This window comes from Bradyrhizobium sp. MI1.3, assembly GCF_055811695.1.
On sequence record NZ_JBVVPQ010000052.1, the window covers coordinates 25,337 to 41,505 of the forward strand.

Genomic DNA, 16,169 nt, shown 5'->3' on the forward strand with positions numbered 1-16,169 from the left:
CCGCTATCGCGTCGGAGCGATCAACCTTGAGGAAACACTCGCCATAAGAACTCATGGTGGTGCGGCCTCGCCTGCGTCCACCGGCTCGCGCCTCCTGTCCTCACTTCATGTGAATGCCCCGACATTCCCAAGAGGCTTCGATTTCGATCGCAAAACCACGAGGCCGAAAAGACATGCCAAGCAGCATTGCTCACGCTGCCTCCCTTGGCGATCTCGGTTCCGGTTTTTCGAGAGCCGTGTTTTGCGGGCCTGAACAGCACTCCTGAGAGAGCTTCTCACGCCTGTAGCTCGCCAACGCCTGGACAGAGCACTGCACGACGTCCCGTTTCGCTAGATCCGAGGCAGGCGCTGCATCCAGCCACTTCAGCGCCAGCTCGACCAATTCGACCGCGCGGTCCCTCTTACCGATCTCGTAATAGTACTGAGCGACCGCCCCGTACGACAGGAACTTCGCGCCCTCGCTGCCTCGGGGCGGATTCGCAGCCAGGATGTGTTCGGAGAGCTCCTTGCCCATGGCAAACCGCTCCGCATGTGGAAAATCGGAGTAGTCTTTCGCGGGGTCGAACAGTTGGCGAATCGCGACGCTCATCCAAACCACGGACTTCTTCTCGATCGCGTCGCGAACTAATTGGCGCAACACCGGTAGGCCAGCCCCCAGGTCGCGTATCTTGTGAAGCAACAATTCCGCGTGAAGCCCACGGAAGGTGACCTCGTCCGGCACCGCCGCGAGGGCCTCCTCGATAGCTGAAAGGGCTGCCGGCCAATCCTTTCTCTTCATGGCGGGCTCAAGTCTGGCAAGGATCGGCTCCACCAGAGCTCTCTTCTGCGATAGTTCACGCTTTCTGCGTCGGCCCGTGTTTATCCTTTCCGCATCCAGCGCTTTGGCGTCATCGCTCATTGCCCAGGATCCGTTCAGAACTTTGGGGAAGGCATGATCGAGCTGCGTCGGATGGCCAATAAAGGCGATGCGGCGGTCACGGTCAACGACGAATGACGTGGGAATCCCGACAGAAAAGCTTGGATCCAGCCAAAGCTTGTTCATTTCGCCGGCGTAGTCGAATGCAATCGCGTAGTTCAGATTTGACAAGCTCTTTGTCAACCAGGCGTCCAAGCTGGCTCGCGCTTCATTTTCCGTCGAAGCTAGTTCGTGAGCCGCGATGCCCACCACCTCAACTCCGTTGTTCCTGTACTTATCTTGCAGGACCACCAGATTTAGCATCGAGGCGATACATGGCCCGCACCACGTCGCCCAAAATTCGAGGATATATACTTTCCCACGTTCGAACTTTCTAACGGGCTGGCCGCGTAGCCAGTTCTCCACTTTGATCGAGGGGGCCCGCGAACCGACGCTCAGCAGGTTCGCCGCACCGACTTGACTTGCGCTCTCAGTCAGACTGGTCATTGCTCAAATTCGCTTTACCTGGCTCTGCGGAGAAAATAGCAAGTCGCATGCCAGCCAGCGCTCATTGCAATTACGCTTTGTTTGTATCATTCCTGTCGTGCTTGCGACGCATGTCGCATATCCGACCAGCTGCTTGGAGCTTCTCAGGCAATCAGTCGGTCGGAGAGGCGGGAAGTCAGGCAGCGCAAGGTCGAGTTCACCACTCCACGTCCTGATCGGCTTCCAGGATGACCATTTCGGCGCTCGGGATCGCGACGTGAACTGACCTGCTTTGGCCCGTCGACTTGCGCTTGAGTGCAATCTGAGACTTCCAATTTAACTCTTTAGCCAAGGGGGATTGAGGGATAGTGTCCTTCCTTTGCCGGCCATTGCTCGAGATTCACCCCGTCCCGTACTGGACGAGGAAAGCCCACCCGAAATGCAGAAGTTGAGCACCTGCTCATTCCGATCGATGGCGGTGTAAACAAAAGCATCCCTAGGCGGCCCGATCTAGGAAGCGCACAAGAGCCGCCTGGGCGACGACCCTCTCGCGCATCCCCGGGCGGTCAGTCGCGGCTTCAAGTCGCTGGAAAATGCTGTCTGAAAGTTGAATCGTTATCTTTCTGGTCCGCTGAGCTTCGCTTGGGCTCAGCTGCGCGTCCACCTCAGCTTCATTCCGACTTGAGCTCGGTGTTTTCCGGCGCTCGCTGCTAATCTGCATACTCCAGCTTGCTTCTCTCTGCGACTGCACATCGCCCGCACTTGCTCGCGTGGTCGGGATGTCCGGTCGAAACGGCCCTGCTATGCCGCATGACAAACGGGACGAAGAACCGCATGCCGCGTCAACAGCGGGGACATCCTGTGTCGCAGTCTGGCGTACCGAACGAAAGAAACGGCGGACTTCACCGCGCCAGACCTCTCGTAGTCGCGTGCCCCTCTAGACAGTCAGGTCGCCGCAGACGAGCGATTTCGCGGATGGTGCCTGCACCCTTGCTTGAAATCGACAAAGTTGCCGGCCCAAAAACAGGCGCAGGCGCAATCTAGATGGCGCGCTCGCGCCGTGATCGCGCGAACCGGACGCACCGGCGTTGTTCCTGTGGGAGTGATGCGCGTCATACTAAGCGCACCAGCTCATGCGCGCGACCGAATACACCGCGCCTCGCCGAGGTCCGGCATACAACCCCAACGTGCGACAGGACTTACAACGGGTCGCGTGCCGCGCCGTTGAAACGTATCTGCTGGCCCGGTGCGACCACTCACTCATCGGGAACCTCCGCGTGGGAAGATCGCGCTGTTGGGCGCGCTCTCGCCGATGTGGATCTATGCCGCCTACGTTATTGCGGACGTGGCGTCAGCGCTGCGAAGAGGTTATCAAGCTCGCCGAGAATTCGGGAATCGATCTAAAGGCTGCCCATCTCGACCGAGACTTGGGATATCGCCAGTACGATCGCGAACTGCGCGCCCAGCAATTGCGAGATGCCCAGGAGCGGCCCGAACTTGTCGAGCAGATGCGCATCGACCTGCGGCGGACGGAGATGGGCTTCACCACGCTTGAGTTCATCCGGGTGGCACTCGCGAAGCACGAGGTGAGCAAGAAGGGCAACAAGAAGCCCATTGCGTTCGCGCCGGGCCTTGCCCGTCCCAACCGCTGGTGCGGCTCGATGGAGTACGAAGCTGAGCAATGGTGGCGCGATCATCAGCTACGTCACGCGTCGCGACATCGCCGAGACCATCCGGTGCATTCCCGAGGCCGAGAATCCGAGCGACGAGGATCTGGCCGGTTTCCGAGCCTATATGAACCCGCCCGATGTCGAGGCTCCGGCCGGGTGATGGGATCATGAGCGAGAAGCCACCACCAGAAGTCCCGGTTCATTGCTGCGATCGGTGTTGAGATTGACGAGCGAGATAGAAAGAAGATGGTTGAGGATCGTCTTGAAGAAGTCCTCCGCGTGCTTGTTGAGGTCGGTTAGGCCAAGGCGACCGCGGGTCGAGACCTGGCCCGCAACGTCGCTCAGGGCGTCTACGATCTCGCCAATGAAATACCCCCGTGTGAGCCTGTGTAGTCCCGCTCTCGATCTCAGCTTCGTCGTGAATCAATATGAGCGCTTAGCGCTCTCAGGCTCGGATCGCGATGGACGACACAAGAGGGAAAGCAATGTCATGCGGTCAGCTCGATAGGGCAGGCTGTGCCGAGTGCGTCGTGCCCTCTGACGGGGCAGCCATGTCGATCCAGAGGTGATGAAGTTGTATATCTGGAAGTCCTCCGTTTCGCTGGTGCATAGATTCCAGCAGCGCTCACCTTGCCGCCGTATCGCGCTTAGTGATGCGGAGCTCATCATTCAGACTCCACCCATCGACCGGAGTTGCGACCAACCCTGAAGCCAGGCGCAAATCTGCGTCCCAGAAGTCAATTCAGAGACTGGATGTATCCAATCATGGCGCCGATCGCGTGAGCGGCACCGTGATGGGCAGCTTTGAAACGTTGAACGCCACCAGTCGAGGAATGAGCGCTATAAAGGTACTCGCGGTCATCGCGGGTTGCGCTGGCGGGGATGGGCAGGCGCTTGCATTCGATAGGAACGAGAGACGAATACTGCGAGTATTCGCGGCCTTCGATCCAGATCGTCGCTGCGCTGGGGGCCGGAACCAAGTCGACCTTTCGCCCACCGACGATCTCGTCAGGCTCCTCGATACGAAACTGGAGAAAATCCCATCCACCAGACTTCCTCGTTGCGCTATTCATATGAGCGCAGAGCCGGGACGTCAGCGATGTCTCGGCGGTTTCGATCGGCCGCTTGGGATCATCACGCCATTTTGGCAGCTCGTCGGCGAATCAAAAGCGGTTCGCGCCTCAGTTTACCCCAGTGAACCACATCATGACATGTCAGCGGATGGTTCGCGGGGAGGGCGGCGACGACGCGTTCGCTCCAGAGCAACAATGACTTGCCGCTCCATCTTGGAGCGGACTCGGCCGCGAAGGCGACGTCAATAGCGGAACTGGCGAGATCCGAGATCAGATGGTCGCTCGCTCCGTCGACCAATTGTCTCTCGACATGGGGAAAGCGCTGCCGATGCTCGAGGAGAGTGGCCCGGAGATTGCCGGCTGAGAGGGAGGTGTGAATGCCGATGATCAACCGACCACTCTCGCCACGCGGGCGGATCTTGAGGCGAGCGGTCATTGCGTCAGTTGCGCCTACGATGCGCCGGGCATCCTCGATGAATTCCTCACCCTCAATGGTTGGTTGCGTGCCGCCGTTCGTGCGCTGGAAGATCTTGCTGCCCAAGGCGTGCTCGAGATTTCGAAGAGAGCGACTAAGCGTCGGCTGCTTGATTCTGAGTGTCTCTGCCGCCTGGCGAAGGCTGCGATGCTGGGATGCGACGATCGCCCAGCGCAGAGCTCGAAATTCCACTGGCACGTCGAAAGCTACGGGGGTTGCCTCTGACTAAGGGTTCTCTTGAAAGGAGCCTTGCTTGCACTGCTTCAGCGCCTCCTCGTCCGCGATACTATTCCGATGGCCCCGATGGGGCGGATCAATTGGCAAACCTGCTGCTTGCTGGGATTCCCCGCTCGTCCATGATGGCATAATTGTCCACGCGATGATGATGCGTCCGTTGGGAGCCTCGCCTTCTCGTGGCTCGCTCCTTTGGCGCAGAACTATTCGTAACGCTCTAGTCCGAGATCCTCAGCTTCGATGTCGGGTTTTCTTCCCGAGACAAGGTCCGCTATGACCCGAGAGGAACCGCAGCTCATCGTCCAACCGAGAGTGCCATGCCCGGTGTTCAAGAATAGATTTCTGATCTGGTCCCGCCGATGATTGGGGTGCCGTCTGGGGTCATGGGTCGAAGGCCTGACCAGAAGGATGCGCTCTTGGGATCTCCGCCAGGGAACAGATCCATCACGGAACACTCCAGGGTCCGTCGACGCGCTTCGACGAGGTCATTGGTGTAGCCCGAGATTTCAGCCATCCCGCCGACACGAATTCGATCTCCCAGACGGGTAATTGCAATCTTGTATGTCTCATCCATGACCGTCGATTCGGGGGCACGGGAAACGTCGGTGATTGTGATTGTCAGCGAGTATCCTTTGACAGGATAGACTGGCAGCTTGATTCCGATCTTCTTGAGGAGAAGAGGTGAATAGCTCCCTAATGCGACAACTACTGCGTCCGAGCGAATAGTCCCGCGATCGGTGATCACACCACGCACCTGGCCGGCATCGATGTCCAGTCCATTGATGATATGTCCGTAACGGAAGTCAACGCCCAATGCTGAGGCTCTTTGCTCCAGCGCATTGGTGAACTTGAAGCAGTCGCCGGTCTCGTCTTTCGGAGTCAGAAGTCCTCCCACTATGCCGTCGCGAACGTAGCGTAACGCGGGTTCAGCCCGAACACAACCATCGCGATCCAGTACCTGGAAAGGGATGCCGTCTGCCGCAAGAGCCTTCACGTCCTTAGTTGATGCATCGAGCTGCTGCTGAGTTCGGAACAGCTGCAGGGTTCCCTGCATGCGCTCGTCATAGTTCAAGAGGCCTCCCCTCTCACCTCGGCGAGCGCCATGCGACTGTAGTCGGCTAGGCGCAGCATCCTTCCCTTGTTGAGCGCATATCGGCTCGCCGTGCAGTTGGACAACATGCGGAGGAGCCAGGAGAGCATGGCCGCATCAAGCTTTGGCCGAAGGATTAATGGTGCATTCCGCATGAGCATCCACTTGATGGCCTTCGTTGGGATTCCGGGGGCAGCCCAGGGCGAACAGTAGCCGAAGGAAACCTCCCCCGCGTTCGCGAAACTCGTTTCCAGCGCTGGACCCGGCTGTCTGTCAAGAACAACCACTTCGTGCCCGAACTTTCCAAGTTGAAATGCGGTTGTGACGCCGATAACGCCCGCGCCTAAAACGGTGACTTTCATTATCTGCTCCAATGTTCTGCCAGATGATGCTGTTTGACTGGGGACAAGTTCAGCAATAGCTTCTTTGGAAGCGATGACCGAGGCCGGTGAGGATCTCCTAGGAGATCGTGCCGGCGTCAGTCGCCAGCATTTCGAGGGTCTGATGAGGACCGATCACTTCGACCAAGCTTCCGAAATCGAGCGCGCCATCCCGCAAATCGGAGATGTCGACGGTCATGCTGTCCATTAGGCCCGCCGACTTCGAGCGGCGGTCCTATCAGATCAGCGCGCAAAGGCGGCGTCTCGATCTGGTCCCTTGTCACACGATCCGATGCCGGGAATGGTGACGATGTCCGACCAGAACAAATCGACATGAAGATCATCGATTGAATTTGCGTCGAACAACGAGCGAGCATAAGAAATCGGCGTGTTCCTCGGTGAGGTCTTCGTTGACGAGGAAACGACGCTCGATTGGTTGAGCAATATTACGGAACGGTGTGCGGCACGATCTGATTGCCCGGTGTGGGCCGCGCGCGCATTGGCCGGCGCGAAGTCGGGCTCGTGGTGTCTGCCACCGCATCGGCCACTTTCGACTGAACGCGCCGAATCATACGTCTGCGGCGCGGGTTAAAGCGAGCAGGTTGCTCCCTCACTCATCGCGAGCCCACGCGCACCTCACCCCGCTTCCACCTTGACCTCCGTGAGCGGCCCCACCGGCATCGGCATTGTCACATAATCCTTCGGCAGATTCACCGGGCGATATTTCGGCTCCACCGCCATCCGCTTCAGCACGCTCTCGTGCACATGCGCGCCTTCGGGAATGAATCGGGGTTCGCAATCGGGGATGTAGAAGCCGAGCACCACCTTCCGGTCCGGCCATTCCTTGTAGCTCGCGCTCTTCGGCAGAAATTCCAGCACGCGCCAGGCCGCACTCATCGAATCGTGCAGCTCGCCCGTCTTGCCGGTGAAGGCAGGCGCGACGTAACTGAACGGGCTGTTCTTGCGCTGGATGCCCCAGGCGAGCTGATTCACCGTGCGCGGGTTGAAATTGAGGCCGGCCTTGGTCGCCTCCTCGATCATCCAGAGCAGCGGATATTTCGAGTCCCCGCTCTCGGCCTCCGGATAGCCGCCCCCGACGTCGCAATGCACGCCGGCGAACCACACCTGGAGAATGTCCTGCGGCACCTTTTTTTCGTCGGGCACGTAGCGGTGGCTCCAGAACTCCTGCGGCTCCTCATACGCTTTCAGGCGGAACATGCAGCGCCGCTCGTCGATCGCGATCGCCTGCCGGAAGATGTTGACGCTGGGATTGCGCAGCGTGAAGGCGAGCTCCTCCAGGCTGAACAGATAGAAGAGATTGTCACGCCGCGGCACGATCAGGCTCGCCACCGTGTCCCAGACGCCGATGAAATGGATGGTCGGCCAGCGCGTCGAGGTGATGCGCGCGAATTGCGCGGCGAGGTCGAACTGGTCCTTCGGCAGCGGCCCGTCGGCGTCGATGGCGATATCCTTGAGGTCTTCGATGTCGTTGCCGCGCCCGGTGCCGGAATATTGCTTGTAGGCGACGAGGCCGGAGCCGGCGAGGTTGACCTGCTCCGGCGAGATCAGCCCGATCTTGTGGATCAGCCCCGCCAGCATCCGCACGGAGTAGGCGCCGCGCGAGAAGCCGAACAGATATATTTTGTCGCCCGGTTTGTAATGCTCGACCAGGAAGCGGTAGGCGGAGAGCACATTCTCATCGAGCCCGAAGCCGGTGGCGAGCCCCAGCACCAAATTGACGTCGGCCTTCCAGCGATTCCACGTCGACGGCTCCGTCACGGTGCCGACGCCGGGATCGTAGAACACCTTCTGCGTCGGGTGGGTGTTGTCCGTCTTGCGCAGGCAGCGATAGACCTTGAGGACGTTGGAAATGTTCTCGGAGATCTCGTTGCCGGTGCCGTCACAGCAGATAACGAGGTTGTTGCCGTAACCGTTCATGTCGCCTCACGGACAGCTTTCGCGCCAGAACCGCTATTTGCCGCCATCGTGCTTCTTCCAGACGTCGCGAGCGATGCCGATCGAGTCGATCTTGTCATTGAACACGCGATAGTACACGTCCTCGCCTTCCTCGAGATCCTGGAAGCCCTGATCGCCGCCTTTGACGGAGCCGGCTGTGAAAATGATCCGCTCCCCATTTTCCTTCTTGATGACCCCAATACCCAGCTGACGGTAGATCGCCTCGACGGTGCCATATCCGTTCATGAGGCTTCTCCTGCATGTTCCGGCGACGAGAGCGTTGCTTGATTGTGATCCCTCAGCCGCCAGCGGACGTCCATCCCGGAACCGGGCAGCATGATCTCCTCATGGGAGAAATGCGCCTTGCGGCCCTCGAGAACCTGCTCCAGCCGTCGCTCGACCTTGCCGTCCGGAACGAGCCTGTGACCCAGCACGAAATACTCGAAGTCTCCTTTCACCACCACGTCGACTTTAGCCTTGTGCACAATCCAGGGAGCCGAGAAGGTAAAGTGGGGGAGTGACGACGGCACGACGGAATCGTATCGCATTCTCAGCGTCACCATAGTGCCGATCTTGGCCGCGAGCCCTGCGGGAAGACGGAATCTCCGCAGCAGCCAGGGGGCTGATGTCCTGGTGGTCGTCGGCCAATTGAACTCGTCTCCTTGCAGCACGACGTTATCGATGCTGATTGAAAGCCGGGGAAAGAACGTCGACCAGACCGCCTCATCGTCCTCATTCCTGAGGGTGGAGTCGATGGATTGCCGGAGCGCAGTCTGCTCGGCTTGCGGCAGCAGATCCAGTCCGACCTGGTGAATGTAGACCGGCGCCGGCTGGCGGGCCCAGAGCTCGGCGGAGGCGGCAAACGAGATGCCGAAGTCGATGAAGTCGCTGCCGAGGATGAAGCGGTATTCGCAGATCGTGGTACACGTTCCGTAGGCTGCCAGCGCACCGCTCCTCCGCGTGCTCTTGCGCAAATCGATCTCCGTGAAGAACACGAGATCCTTACTGACGCGGCCAAATCGACTGGCCCAGGTGTCCTGGCTTGCCCTCCAGACACGATCCAGCACGTCGGGGTCCGTTCGGCGCGCGATCTGCAGAAAGCTCTTGGCCTCCAAGTATCGCCTATCGTTGGCGGCCGCAGGCTTGACCAGTTGGATGTGATCGAATTGCAGGGGCTTCCAATCGATCGCACCATAGACCCCCTTGCCCGAGGCCTCGCTCACCGCGATATCGTTGTTGCCGGTCACGACGCGAACGGCAAGCCACATGCGCTGGTCGCCGGCCTCTTCGTGACCGCCATTGACGACCCGCAGCGCCCACTGATCGAAAAGGCGCGTGAGAAACTCGCTCCCGGTCTCAAGGTCCACGAACTGTTGCTGGCTTTTCCGGAACAGGTCAATGGCATGACTGATGACCGGAATCTTCATGCCGACTCCATAACCAACCAGCCTTGCGACCTTGAGGAGATCGCTGCCGTGGTCGGCGTTCCGTATAACAGGAGCCCGCTGATCGGAGGAGGCCCGTCCGGGCGCTGCAGCCTGTCAATGATATATTGCATGCACACCAGACCACCCATGCTGTGCGCAATGAAGACGATGCTGTCGTAGTGCCTTGGCAGGCTCGACACCGCGCTGGCGAGGTCCTTGGCGGCGTGGTCGATCGGCGGCCCGCGGTATTTTTTGGTGTAATATCCGAAGGCATAGACGTCGTAGTCCTGTAGCGCGACATCGGCGAGGATGAGCTCGACAAAGCCGGCCTTGAGCTCCTTGCTTTGCCACGTCTTGACGATATCGCCGGTCACGCCATGGACGAATATAACGCATCGTGTATTGTTGTCGTGCCCTACGCGTGGGTACCAGATGAGCTGATCCTGCACGATATGGGTGCCGATGATCTCGGCAGGCTTTGTCTCAAGGGGCATGATCACAACCCTTTTCTGTACAAGGCGGCCGACCCAGGCTGTCGGCGACAGTATGCTCGCTATAACTTTAGATTATATCAATCCTAGATAGCATACCTGTTTGGAGATGTCAGCACGACGGGGCGGCCAGAATGGATGAGCACCTGAGCTGCGCGTGTTGTGACTGCGTCGGCGTAGCGGTGCTGGCATGATCGGCACAAATCTCCACGGCTGCGGTTTTTTTGCGCAGCAGCTTATACCTTTCAGCTGAATTGCGGGGGGCCGGGGACCCCCGCCCGGGCTGGCTTGGATACACGGGACATATGATCCGTTCGATAAGGTTGATCGAGCAGCGCTCCTCGTCGAGTTGGCGCATGCGAAACCTAGGGAAGACCTTAAGGTCGGCTTGTTATCTGCCTCGCCTAGACGGCGCAAACGGACCTGGGGGCGGCGAATCGCGTCGGTTCGCCGCGAGCACTCAGCTCGCGCCACTGGTGCTCAGCAGCTCATTTCCGCCGACGGTGATTCAATGCGCGGTCGCCGTGTCGTCTTGCCGCGTTCAAAGCTTTGACCGGCTCGAATTACGATCGTTAGCGGTTGCGATTTGAGAGTGAAGCCACTAACAGTCGTATCGTATATTTGTCGTTTGATTCAGGTCACGCACGGTGGCGCTTAGCCAAGACTCCAAGGATAGTGTTGAATTCGGTGCATGGAAGGAGCGTGCACGCGCGCTTGCGACAACGCATGCCACCGTTAACGATTTCAGCGCCGAGAACCTTCGGCGCGTTCTTGTCCAACTGAATGGACTGTTTCTGGTCGACGGGGCCCGTCCTCAAGGCTTATCGTGCCATGGCTGACGGAAGGATCGCGGGCCGGGAGAGGAAATTCACGGATGCCCTCGCGACGGGATCGATCGCTTGGACGCTGCCCGACGGGCTGGAAGAGATCGCGGAGACGATCGGTGGTTTGATCCGAGCGGTCGATTGGACACTGGGCCAGTACCGCTCTCAATGGCCGAAGGAGCCGTCGCAATGGATCGTGGATAACTGTTACGTCATCCCGCGAGACAGCGTAAGCACGGCGAGGTCGCTATCGCAAACGCAACCATATCAGCGGCGTGGCTTGGTCTTTCATCGCATCATTCCCGAGGAGATCGATGGGTACGCCGTTGAGGTTTTCAATGGCCGAACCCTACATTGTTCTGCGGCGGATAAAAGCAACTGGAAGATGGGCGCGTGCCTTTTCGAGGAGTTGAAGCTCGATACAGACGTCTCCGAACACCTCGGAGAGAAACGCTTTGTCGTAAAGGGCGCGAATTCTCCCTATGCGGATGCGGTCGTCGAAGAGCAGATCACGAAGTGTTTGGACGAAGAGTGCGTTGCCGTGGTCTGGCCTGAACTGGCTGTACCTCCAAAGCTACGCGGTCGGATTAAGGCTCTTCTTCAAGATCGTGACGTGGCTGATGATCGGTTGCCACCCGAAGTCGTAGTTGCGGGGACCTGGCACGAAGCTACGAAAGAGTGGGTCGTCAATCGCGCGCTCGTTTTCGACGGCTACGGGATCGAGCGGCTGGTTTACGATAAGATTGCTCCCTTCTCGGGTGGGGGCTGGGGCAAGGAAGACATCACGCCGGGTACCAAGTTGTGCGTTCTCGCAACGGAGGCCGCAATTATCGGCTTCGCGATCTGTTTGGACTTCTGCGACGCAGATGCCGAGACGAACCCGTTCACCAAAATGGATATCGACCTGATGCTCATTCCCTCGATGGGAAACGATCAAACCATGGAGGGACATCAGACGACTGCGGCCCAAATGGGAGTGAAGTTCGGCACCCGAACCTTCGTCGTTCAACACATGACGGACACCGAGTTCAAAGACGGGCGCATAGGTGCTATATTACCTATGCCCAAGCGCCCCAATAAGGTTCCCGTTGAGCAACTGGGACAAAAAACCGTTTGGAACTCTTATCGCTGGCCTCAGGCCACCTAGATTCAAGAGGCAAAATCACGGTAAAGCGTACTAAAGCGTTATTAACCGTTATGATGTATGGACATGGTCATGGATGCCGCGCTCGAAAGAATCGAATTAGGCGACGCTTCGGCTTCGGAAGCTAGGCTTGCCGTGTCTGCGCTCCTGAAGGAGGGGTCCGAGGCAAGTTACGCACGCCTGTATTCTGCGCTTGGCGCTTGGCTCTGGAAGGCGCTTGACGGAAGGCGCCGCGACGACGAGTTGCGTCAGTGGTTTGATATCTTTCGCCGTTCGAGCGCCGCCCTCTTGACGAAGAACGCGGCCTATGCGGAGCGTTTGCGTGCGTTCTACGATCTATTGGAGATGTCGATTGCGACATCCAAAGTCGCGAACGTCAGTGAAATTCTCAGTCGGCAACACGTCCTAGCGATACTAAGGCTTCTTCGCTCCGCTGACGGGAAGCCTCTGGAAAAGGCCGCGATCGCTCGAAAACTCGGACTCAAACCGGCCAATCTGAGCCGGATACTGCACATGATGGCGAATGCCCGTCTTGTGGAGCGAACGACTTATGGGAAAGAAGCTCATTTTTGCATGACACGAGATGGCGCGATTGCGCTTTCAAAAAAGGAAGCTTCTGCCGCGCGTCCTGCACGACCCATTAACGCTGCGCAACCCGCTCGCGCTGTGCAACCCCCGCGCGCCGTGCAGCCGGCTCGTCCGGCGCTGTTCGGCCGTCATGTGCAGCCTCTTCTCCCGCATGCACCGGCCCAGATCGCTGCGGACGCCGGAGAACTCTATCTCAACATTCTCAGAAAGGCAGTTCATGATCCGGTATTGAAGTCAGATTATGATCACCTGGTGCAGATCGGAGGCTTGCCGTTCAATAGACCTCCCCGACTAAACATGTTTGACGTGCTGCAAATGCTGGCAAATCATGAGCCGCCGACGATGGCGCCACCCGCGCCCGTGCCGGCGCAAGCGCATCATGTGAAGGTAGTAGGAAAGCGCTCCTATCGAGGTGCCCAGGTGGTAACGGCAAACGAAAAGAAGTCGGAAGCGCAAAGAACGCACGTGCTCGTCGAGCCGGTGCAGCCAAAAGTGTCGCACTTTATAATGCACGCCTACAGCGAGGAAAGCGAAAATCATGTCGACTGAGGATCAGTCTGATCTAACGCCGACCGAGGGCCTCACCGAGGAAACGCTCGTTCTCTATAGCCAATCGGTAGTCGATCGTGTCATCTATGTTCCCTCTACCTACACCACATTGCTCACTTGCATGGGCAAAGTAAGTCAGGACGCGCCCGATGTGCTTGTCCCTTTGGTAGACGTGAGGCTAAATGGACCGCTTGCGGAAGATGCAGCAATTTCAAGCCCACTATTCTATCAATTGATGACGCTTGAGAACCTGACGTTTGTTCTGGAAGACATGACAAGCGACCTGGTCAAGGTTTGTCAGCATTTGGGCGCTGCCAGTTCTGGACGAGCCAAGCCGGATGTCGGTCAGCTTTCTTCCATGAGGACCTATCTCTCTCAAGCAAAGGCCAATCTGGAAAAGTGCCTTTCTGAGCTGGAGCCGATCGCGTAGTCGCTGAAGACGGCTCGTGAACCGTCGCTCCGGACGCAAAGTCTGAGGAGCAGCAAGTCGTAGGCTACTTCCTTGCTAGACAATGAGGATTAATCAGCGGGCTTCTGCGCGACAGCATACTCGATCTGATGGATCACGCACATTTTGCGCGACCTCCGAGGAAGAGCCCTGCGGCTTCCGCCCGTTTCCGGGCGGCGGGATCGCAGCGGATCGTCCTCGCAGACCACGCAGACGTAGCGCGGCCGGCCGGGCGCGACGTCGTCGGGTACGGCCGTCATCGGCTTACCGCACTTCGGGCACAGCTTCCGGCTGAGGTAGAGCCGAGTCATGTTTTTTGCCTGCTGGGAGCAGCTTAGTTCCCCTCCTGCCGCGAGCCCAAGTCAATCGCCGAAAATTGTTCTTATGTACCAGGCCGCTTGACGCGGAGCGCGTCTCACGTTGAAATCCGATTTTCAGTGATGTTGCGGGGTGGCGTCGTGGAAGAATTTTATAGGGGCTTCGCACAGCGGGCGCGCGATCTGGCGGAAAACGCGGACCCATTCACCAAGCGGCGGCTACTCGACCTGGCCCAGCGATACGATCTCAAGAGCAGACCGGGAGCCCCGGGCGGTCGGACTCTCCCGCCGTCGCGCGCGGCGCCACCGACGGTGCTGTTTTCCGGCTCGGGCGAAGCTTAAGAGTAGTCGGATCGCGGCCCGGTCGTCGATTTTCTATGTTTTCATCGACCGGTCCGGGTGTCGGCCGCGCGCGGTCGCGGTGCTCGCGTTGGTACAAGCTGGCTTTACGGCACTGAACCGCGCTGACTGCGGCATGAGGAGTCATCGCGTACGCCGCCGGATCTCGTCAGCGACCATGCCCTCCGCCCGCACCAGCCGCTCATGCAGAGTCTCGAACATATCGAGGATGTCATCGATTGGGTTCATTCTTGCCCTGCTCGATGGATTCGGCGAGGAGCTCATCGAGGGGCGTCTCCTTCAATTGGCTTTTGAGTGGGATGGTGCGAACAACCCAACGACTTAGCTTTGTTTGCTTCTCGTCAGCCTCGCCGTTGTCCGCACTTCCAATTGCAGGGAGCTCAGTGCCGGCATGGGCTTGACGATTTCAGCGAGCAAACGAGCGGTGGCTGAGATCCCTCCGGATGGCCGTGGCGGAACGAAAGGAATTTGGCCTTGCCTACCTGAGAAGTGAATGTCACACTCTACCTGTAGTTTAAGGCATTTGACCTTGCACCGAGAATGTTTGCCGTGGTTGGCCGGCCGGCGTCCGCTGGGCGGATTCCCCGTCCCTTCGATCTGACCTGAGTTTTTAGGAGCATCCCTTGGATTACGAATTGCCCACCGATTTGTATTCTTCCGAAGATCTTCTACGCGGCTACGATCCGACTTCGAAGATGGGACTGGCGGAGGCGTGGGATTTCCGGGTCTTCCGGCAATATGTCGCTGACGGCGCTGACAACCCGGCGACTCTGGACGTGCGGAGGAAGCAGGCCGACCACGATGCCAACATTTCTGACGCGCTCAGACGCTTCCTGACGCAGGAGACGCCAAAGCTCGTCGGCATTATGGGTGGGCACGAGCTGTCGAGGGCGGAACCTGCCTATGCGACGCTAGCAAGGCTGGCGCGTCAACTGACCGAACAGGGCTTTATGATCGTTACGGGCGGCGGCCCCGGTGCGATGGAGGCCGCTCACGTCGGCGCAACTTTCGCGGGCGCCGACGATGCGGCCTTCTCGGCGGCGCTGTTCATCCTCGGGAAGGAGCCCCTGCTTCCTGTGCTGGATCAGCTCGTGACCAGCGACGGAGGGGTCGCGCCGGGCCACGAGACCCAATTCGACGACGCGAGGCGCTGGATCAACGCCGCTCTGGACGCCAGGACGCGTGCACCGGCCAAGCCGAGCCTCAGCCTCGGTGTGCCCACCTGGCTCTATGGTCAGGAGCCGACCACGCCCTTTGCGACGCATTACGCCAAGTTCTTCCTCAATAGCATTCGCGAGGAGACACTCATCACCAACTCGCGCACCGGCATCGTCTACGCCCGGGGTAGCGGCGGCACGATGCGCGAAATCTTCGAAGACGCCGAGCGAAACTGCTACGTCCCTGACGCAAAATCGTTCACGCCAATGATTTTCTTCGACGAGAACCGCTACTGGCAACGCGATGCCGAATACGACGCGAATGGTGATCCCATTCCTTCAAAGAAGGGCGTCAAGGTCGACGACACCGTCCGCAACCTGTTCACCTTGGCGAGAGCTCGCAAGAAAGATGGCGCGGCCTGTCTGCTCAAGGTCAGATTCACGGTAGACGCGAAGGAGATAGGCGATGTGCTGCGGCTTCATTCTGGCATAGCGCTGCAGAACTTGATGTTTGCGCTGGCCGACGAGCCGATGAAGGTGTCGACCAGCTTCTTGAGCCGAGCCTGACAAAGGGTCACATGCCCATCGAGGGGAGGAGGCATCGC

At 58.9% G+C, this 16,169-nt stretch carries 14 protein-coding genes and 3 pseudogenes; 6 read left to right on the forward strand and 11 right to left on the reverse strand.

Features of this window, described 5'->3' with window-relative positions; genetic code table 11:
* Nucleotides 1-190 precede the first annotated feature (190 nt).
* Nucleotides 191-1,402: a TlpA disulfide reductase family protein gene (locus AC0L3A_RS29230; protein ID WP_473255615.1), complete on the reverse strand. Its 1,212-nt coding sequence runs from the start codon at nt 1,400-1,402 to the stop codon at nt 191-193.
* A 1,301-nt stretch (nt 1,403-2,703) separates the two neighbouring features.
* On the opposite strand from AC0L3A_RS29230, the gene AC0L3A_RS29235 reads away from it, so the two are divergent.
* Nucleotides 2,704-3,222, forward strand: coding sequence for a hypothetical protein (locus tag AC0L3A_RS29235; protein ID WP_473255616.1), 519 nt, complete (start codon nt 2,704-2,706; stop codon nt 3,220-3,222).
* Here AC0L3A_RS29235 and AC0L3A_RS29240 read toward each other — a convergent pair.
* The 10 genes and pseudogenes from AC0L3A_RS29240 to AC0L3A_RS29285 all read right to left on the reverse strand — a co-directional run bounded on the left by AC0L3A_RS29240 (nt 3,217) and on the right by AC0L3A_RS29285 (nt 10,180).
* Nucleotides 3,217-3,462: an SMEK domain-containing protein gene (locus AC0L3A_RS29240; protein WP_473255636.1), complete on the reverse strand. Its 246-nt coding sequence runs from the start codon at nt 3,460-3,462 to the stop codon at nt 3,217-3,219. The two genes, AC0L3A_RS29235 and AC0L3A_RS29240, sit on opposite strands and share 6 nt — an antisense overlap.
* A 326-nt stretch (nt 3,463-3,788) precedes the next feature.
* Nucleotides 3,789-4,124, reverse strand: coding sequence for a hypothetical protein (locus AC0L3A_RS29245; RefSeq protein WP_473255617.1), 336 nt, complete (start codon nt 4,122-4,124; stop codon nt 3,789-3,791).
* A 61-nt stretch (nt 4,125-4,185) separates the two neighbouring features.
* Entirely contained in the window at nt 4,186-4,665 is a 480-nt protein-coding gene (locus AC0L3A_RS29250) for a LysR family transcriptional regulator (protein ID WP_473255637.1), read from the reverse strand.
* A pseudogene (locus AC0L3A_RS29255) lies at nt 4,666-4,797 on the reverse strand (helix-turn-helix domain-containing protein); the annotation flags it as partial.
* A gap of 239 nt (nt 4,798-5,036) precedes the next feature.
* Nucleotides 5,037-6,285: pseudogene (locus AC0L3A_RS29260) on the reverse strand (D-amino acid dehydrogenase).
* Between the two features lie 97 nt (nt 6,286-6,382).
* A pseudogene (locus tag AC0L3A_RS29265) lies at nt 6,383-6,511 on the reverse strand (alanine racemase); the annotation flags it as partial.
* A 428-nt stretch (nt 6,512-6,939) separates the two neighbouring features.
* On the reverse strand, nt 6,940-8,241 hold the full coding sequence (locus AC0L3A_RS29270; RefSeq protein ID WP_473255618.1) for a DUF2235 domain-containing protein: 1,302 nt from the start codon (nt 8,239-8,241) through the stop codon (nt 6,940-6,942).
* A gap of 33 nt (nt 8,242-8,274) precedes the next feature.
* Nucleotides 8,275-8,505 (reverse strand): hypothetical protein, encoded by a 231-nt coding sequence (locus AC0L3A_RS29275; protein WP_456766202.1) that lies wholly within the window; start codon nt 8,503-8,505, stop codon nt 8,275-8,277.
* Nucleotides 8,502-9,686 (reverse strand): hypothetical protein, encoded by a 1,185-nt coding sequence (locus AC0L3A_RS29280; RefSeq protein WP_473255619.1) that lies wholly within the window; start codon nt 9,684-9,686, stop codon nt 8,502-8,504. Before AC0L3A_RS29280 ends, AC0L3A_RS29275 begins: the two co-directional genes overlap by 4 nt.
* A complete protein-coding gene (locus AC0L3A_RS29285; protein ID WP_473255620.1) occupies nt 9,683-10,180 on the reverse strand; it encodes an esterase/lipase family protein in 498 nt (165 codons plus the stop codon). The genes AC0L3A_RS29280 and AC0L3A_RS29285 overlap by 4 nt, the downstream gene beginning before the upstream one ends.
* 828 nt (nt 10,181-11,008) lie before the next feature.
* Between AC0L3A_RS29285 and AC0L3A_RS29290 the strand changes: the two genes are divergently transcribed.
* From AC0L3A_RS29290 to AC0L3A_RS29310, 5 genes are all read left to right on the forward strand, one after another.
* Entirely contained in the window at nt 11,009-12,148 is a 1,140-nt protein-coding gene (locus AC0L3A_RS29290; RefSeq protein WP_473255621.1) for a hypothetical protein, read from the forward strand.
* 69 nt (nt 12,149-12,217) lie between these two features.
* Nucleotides 12,218-13,282 (forward strand): helix-turn-helix transcriptional regulator, encoded by a 1,065-nt coding sequence (locus AC0L3A_RS29295; protein ID WP_473255622.1) that lies wholly within the window; start codon nt 12,218-12,220, stop codon nt 13,280-13,282.
* Entirely contained in the window at nt 13,272-13,712 is a 441-nt protein-coding gene (locus tag AC0L3A_RS29300) for a hypothetical protein (RefSeq protein ID WP_317245318.1), read from the forward strand. Before AC0L3A_RS29295 ends, AC0L3A_RS29300 begins: the two co-directional genes overlap by 11 nt.
* Before the next feature lie 476 nt (nt 13,713-14,188).
* Nucleotides 14,189-14,389, forward strand: a complete 201-nt coding sequence (locus tag AC0L3A_RS29305) for a hypothetical protein (RefSeq protein ID WP_456766196.1) — start codon at nt 14,189-14,191, stop codon at nt 14,387-14,389.
* A 641-nt stretch (nt 14,390-15,030) separates the two neighbouring features.
* Nucleotides 15,031-16,131 (forward strand): SLOG cluster 4 domain-containing protein, encoded by a 1,101-nt coding sequence (locus AC0L3A_RS29310; protein ID WP_473255623.1) that lies wholly within the window; start codon nt 15,031-15,033, stop codon nt 16,129-16,131.
* The last annotated feature ends 38 nt before the right edge of the window (nt 16,132-16,169 follow it).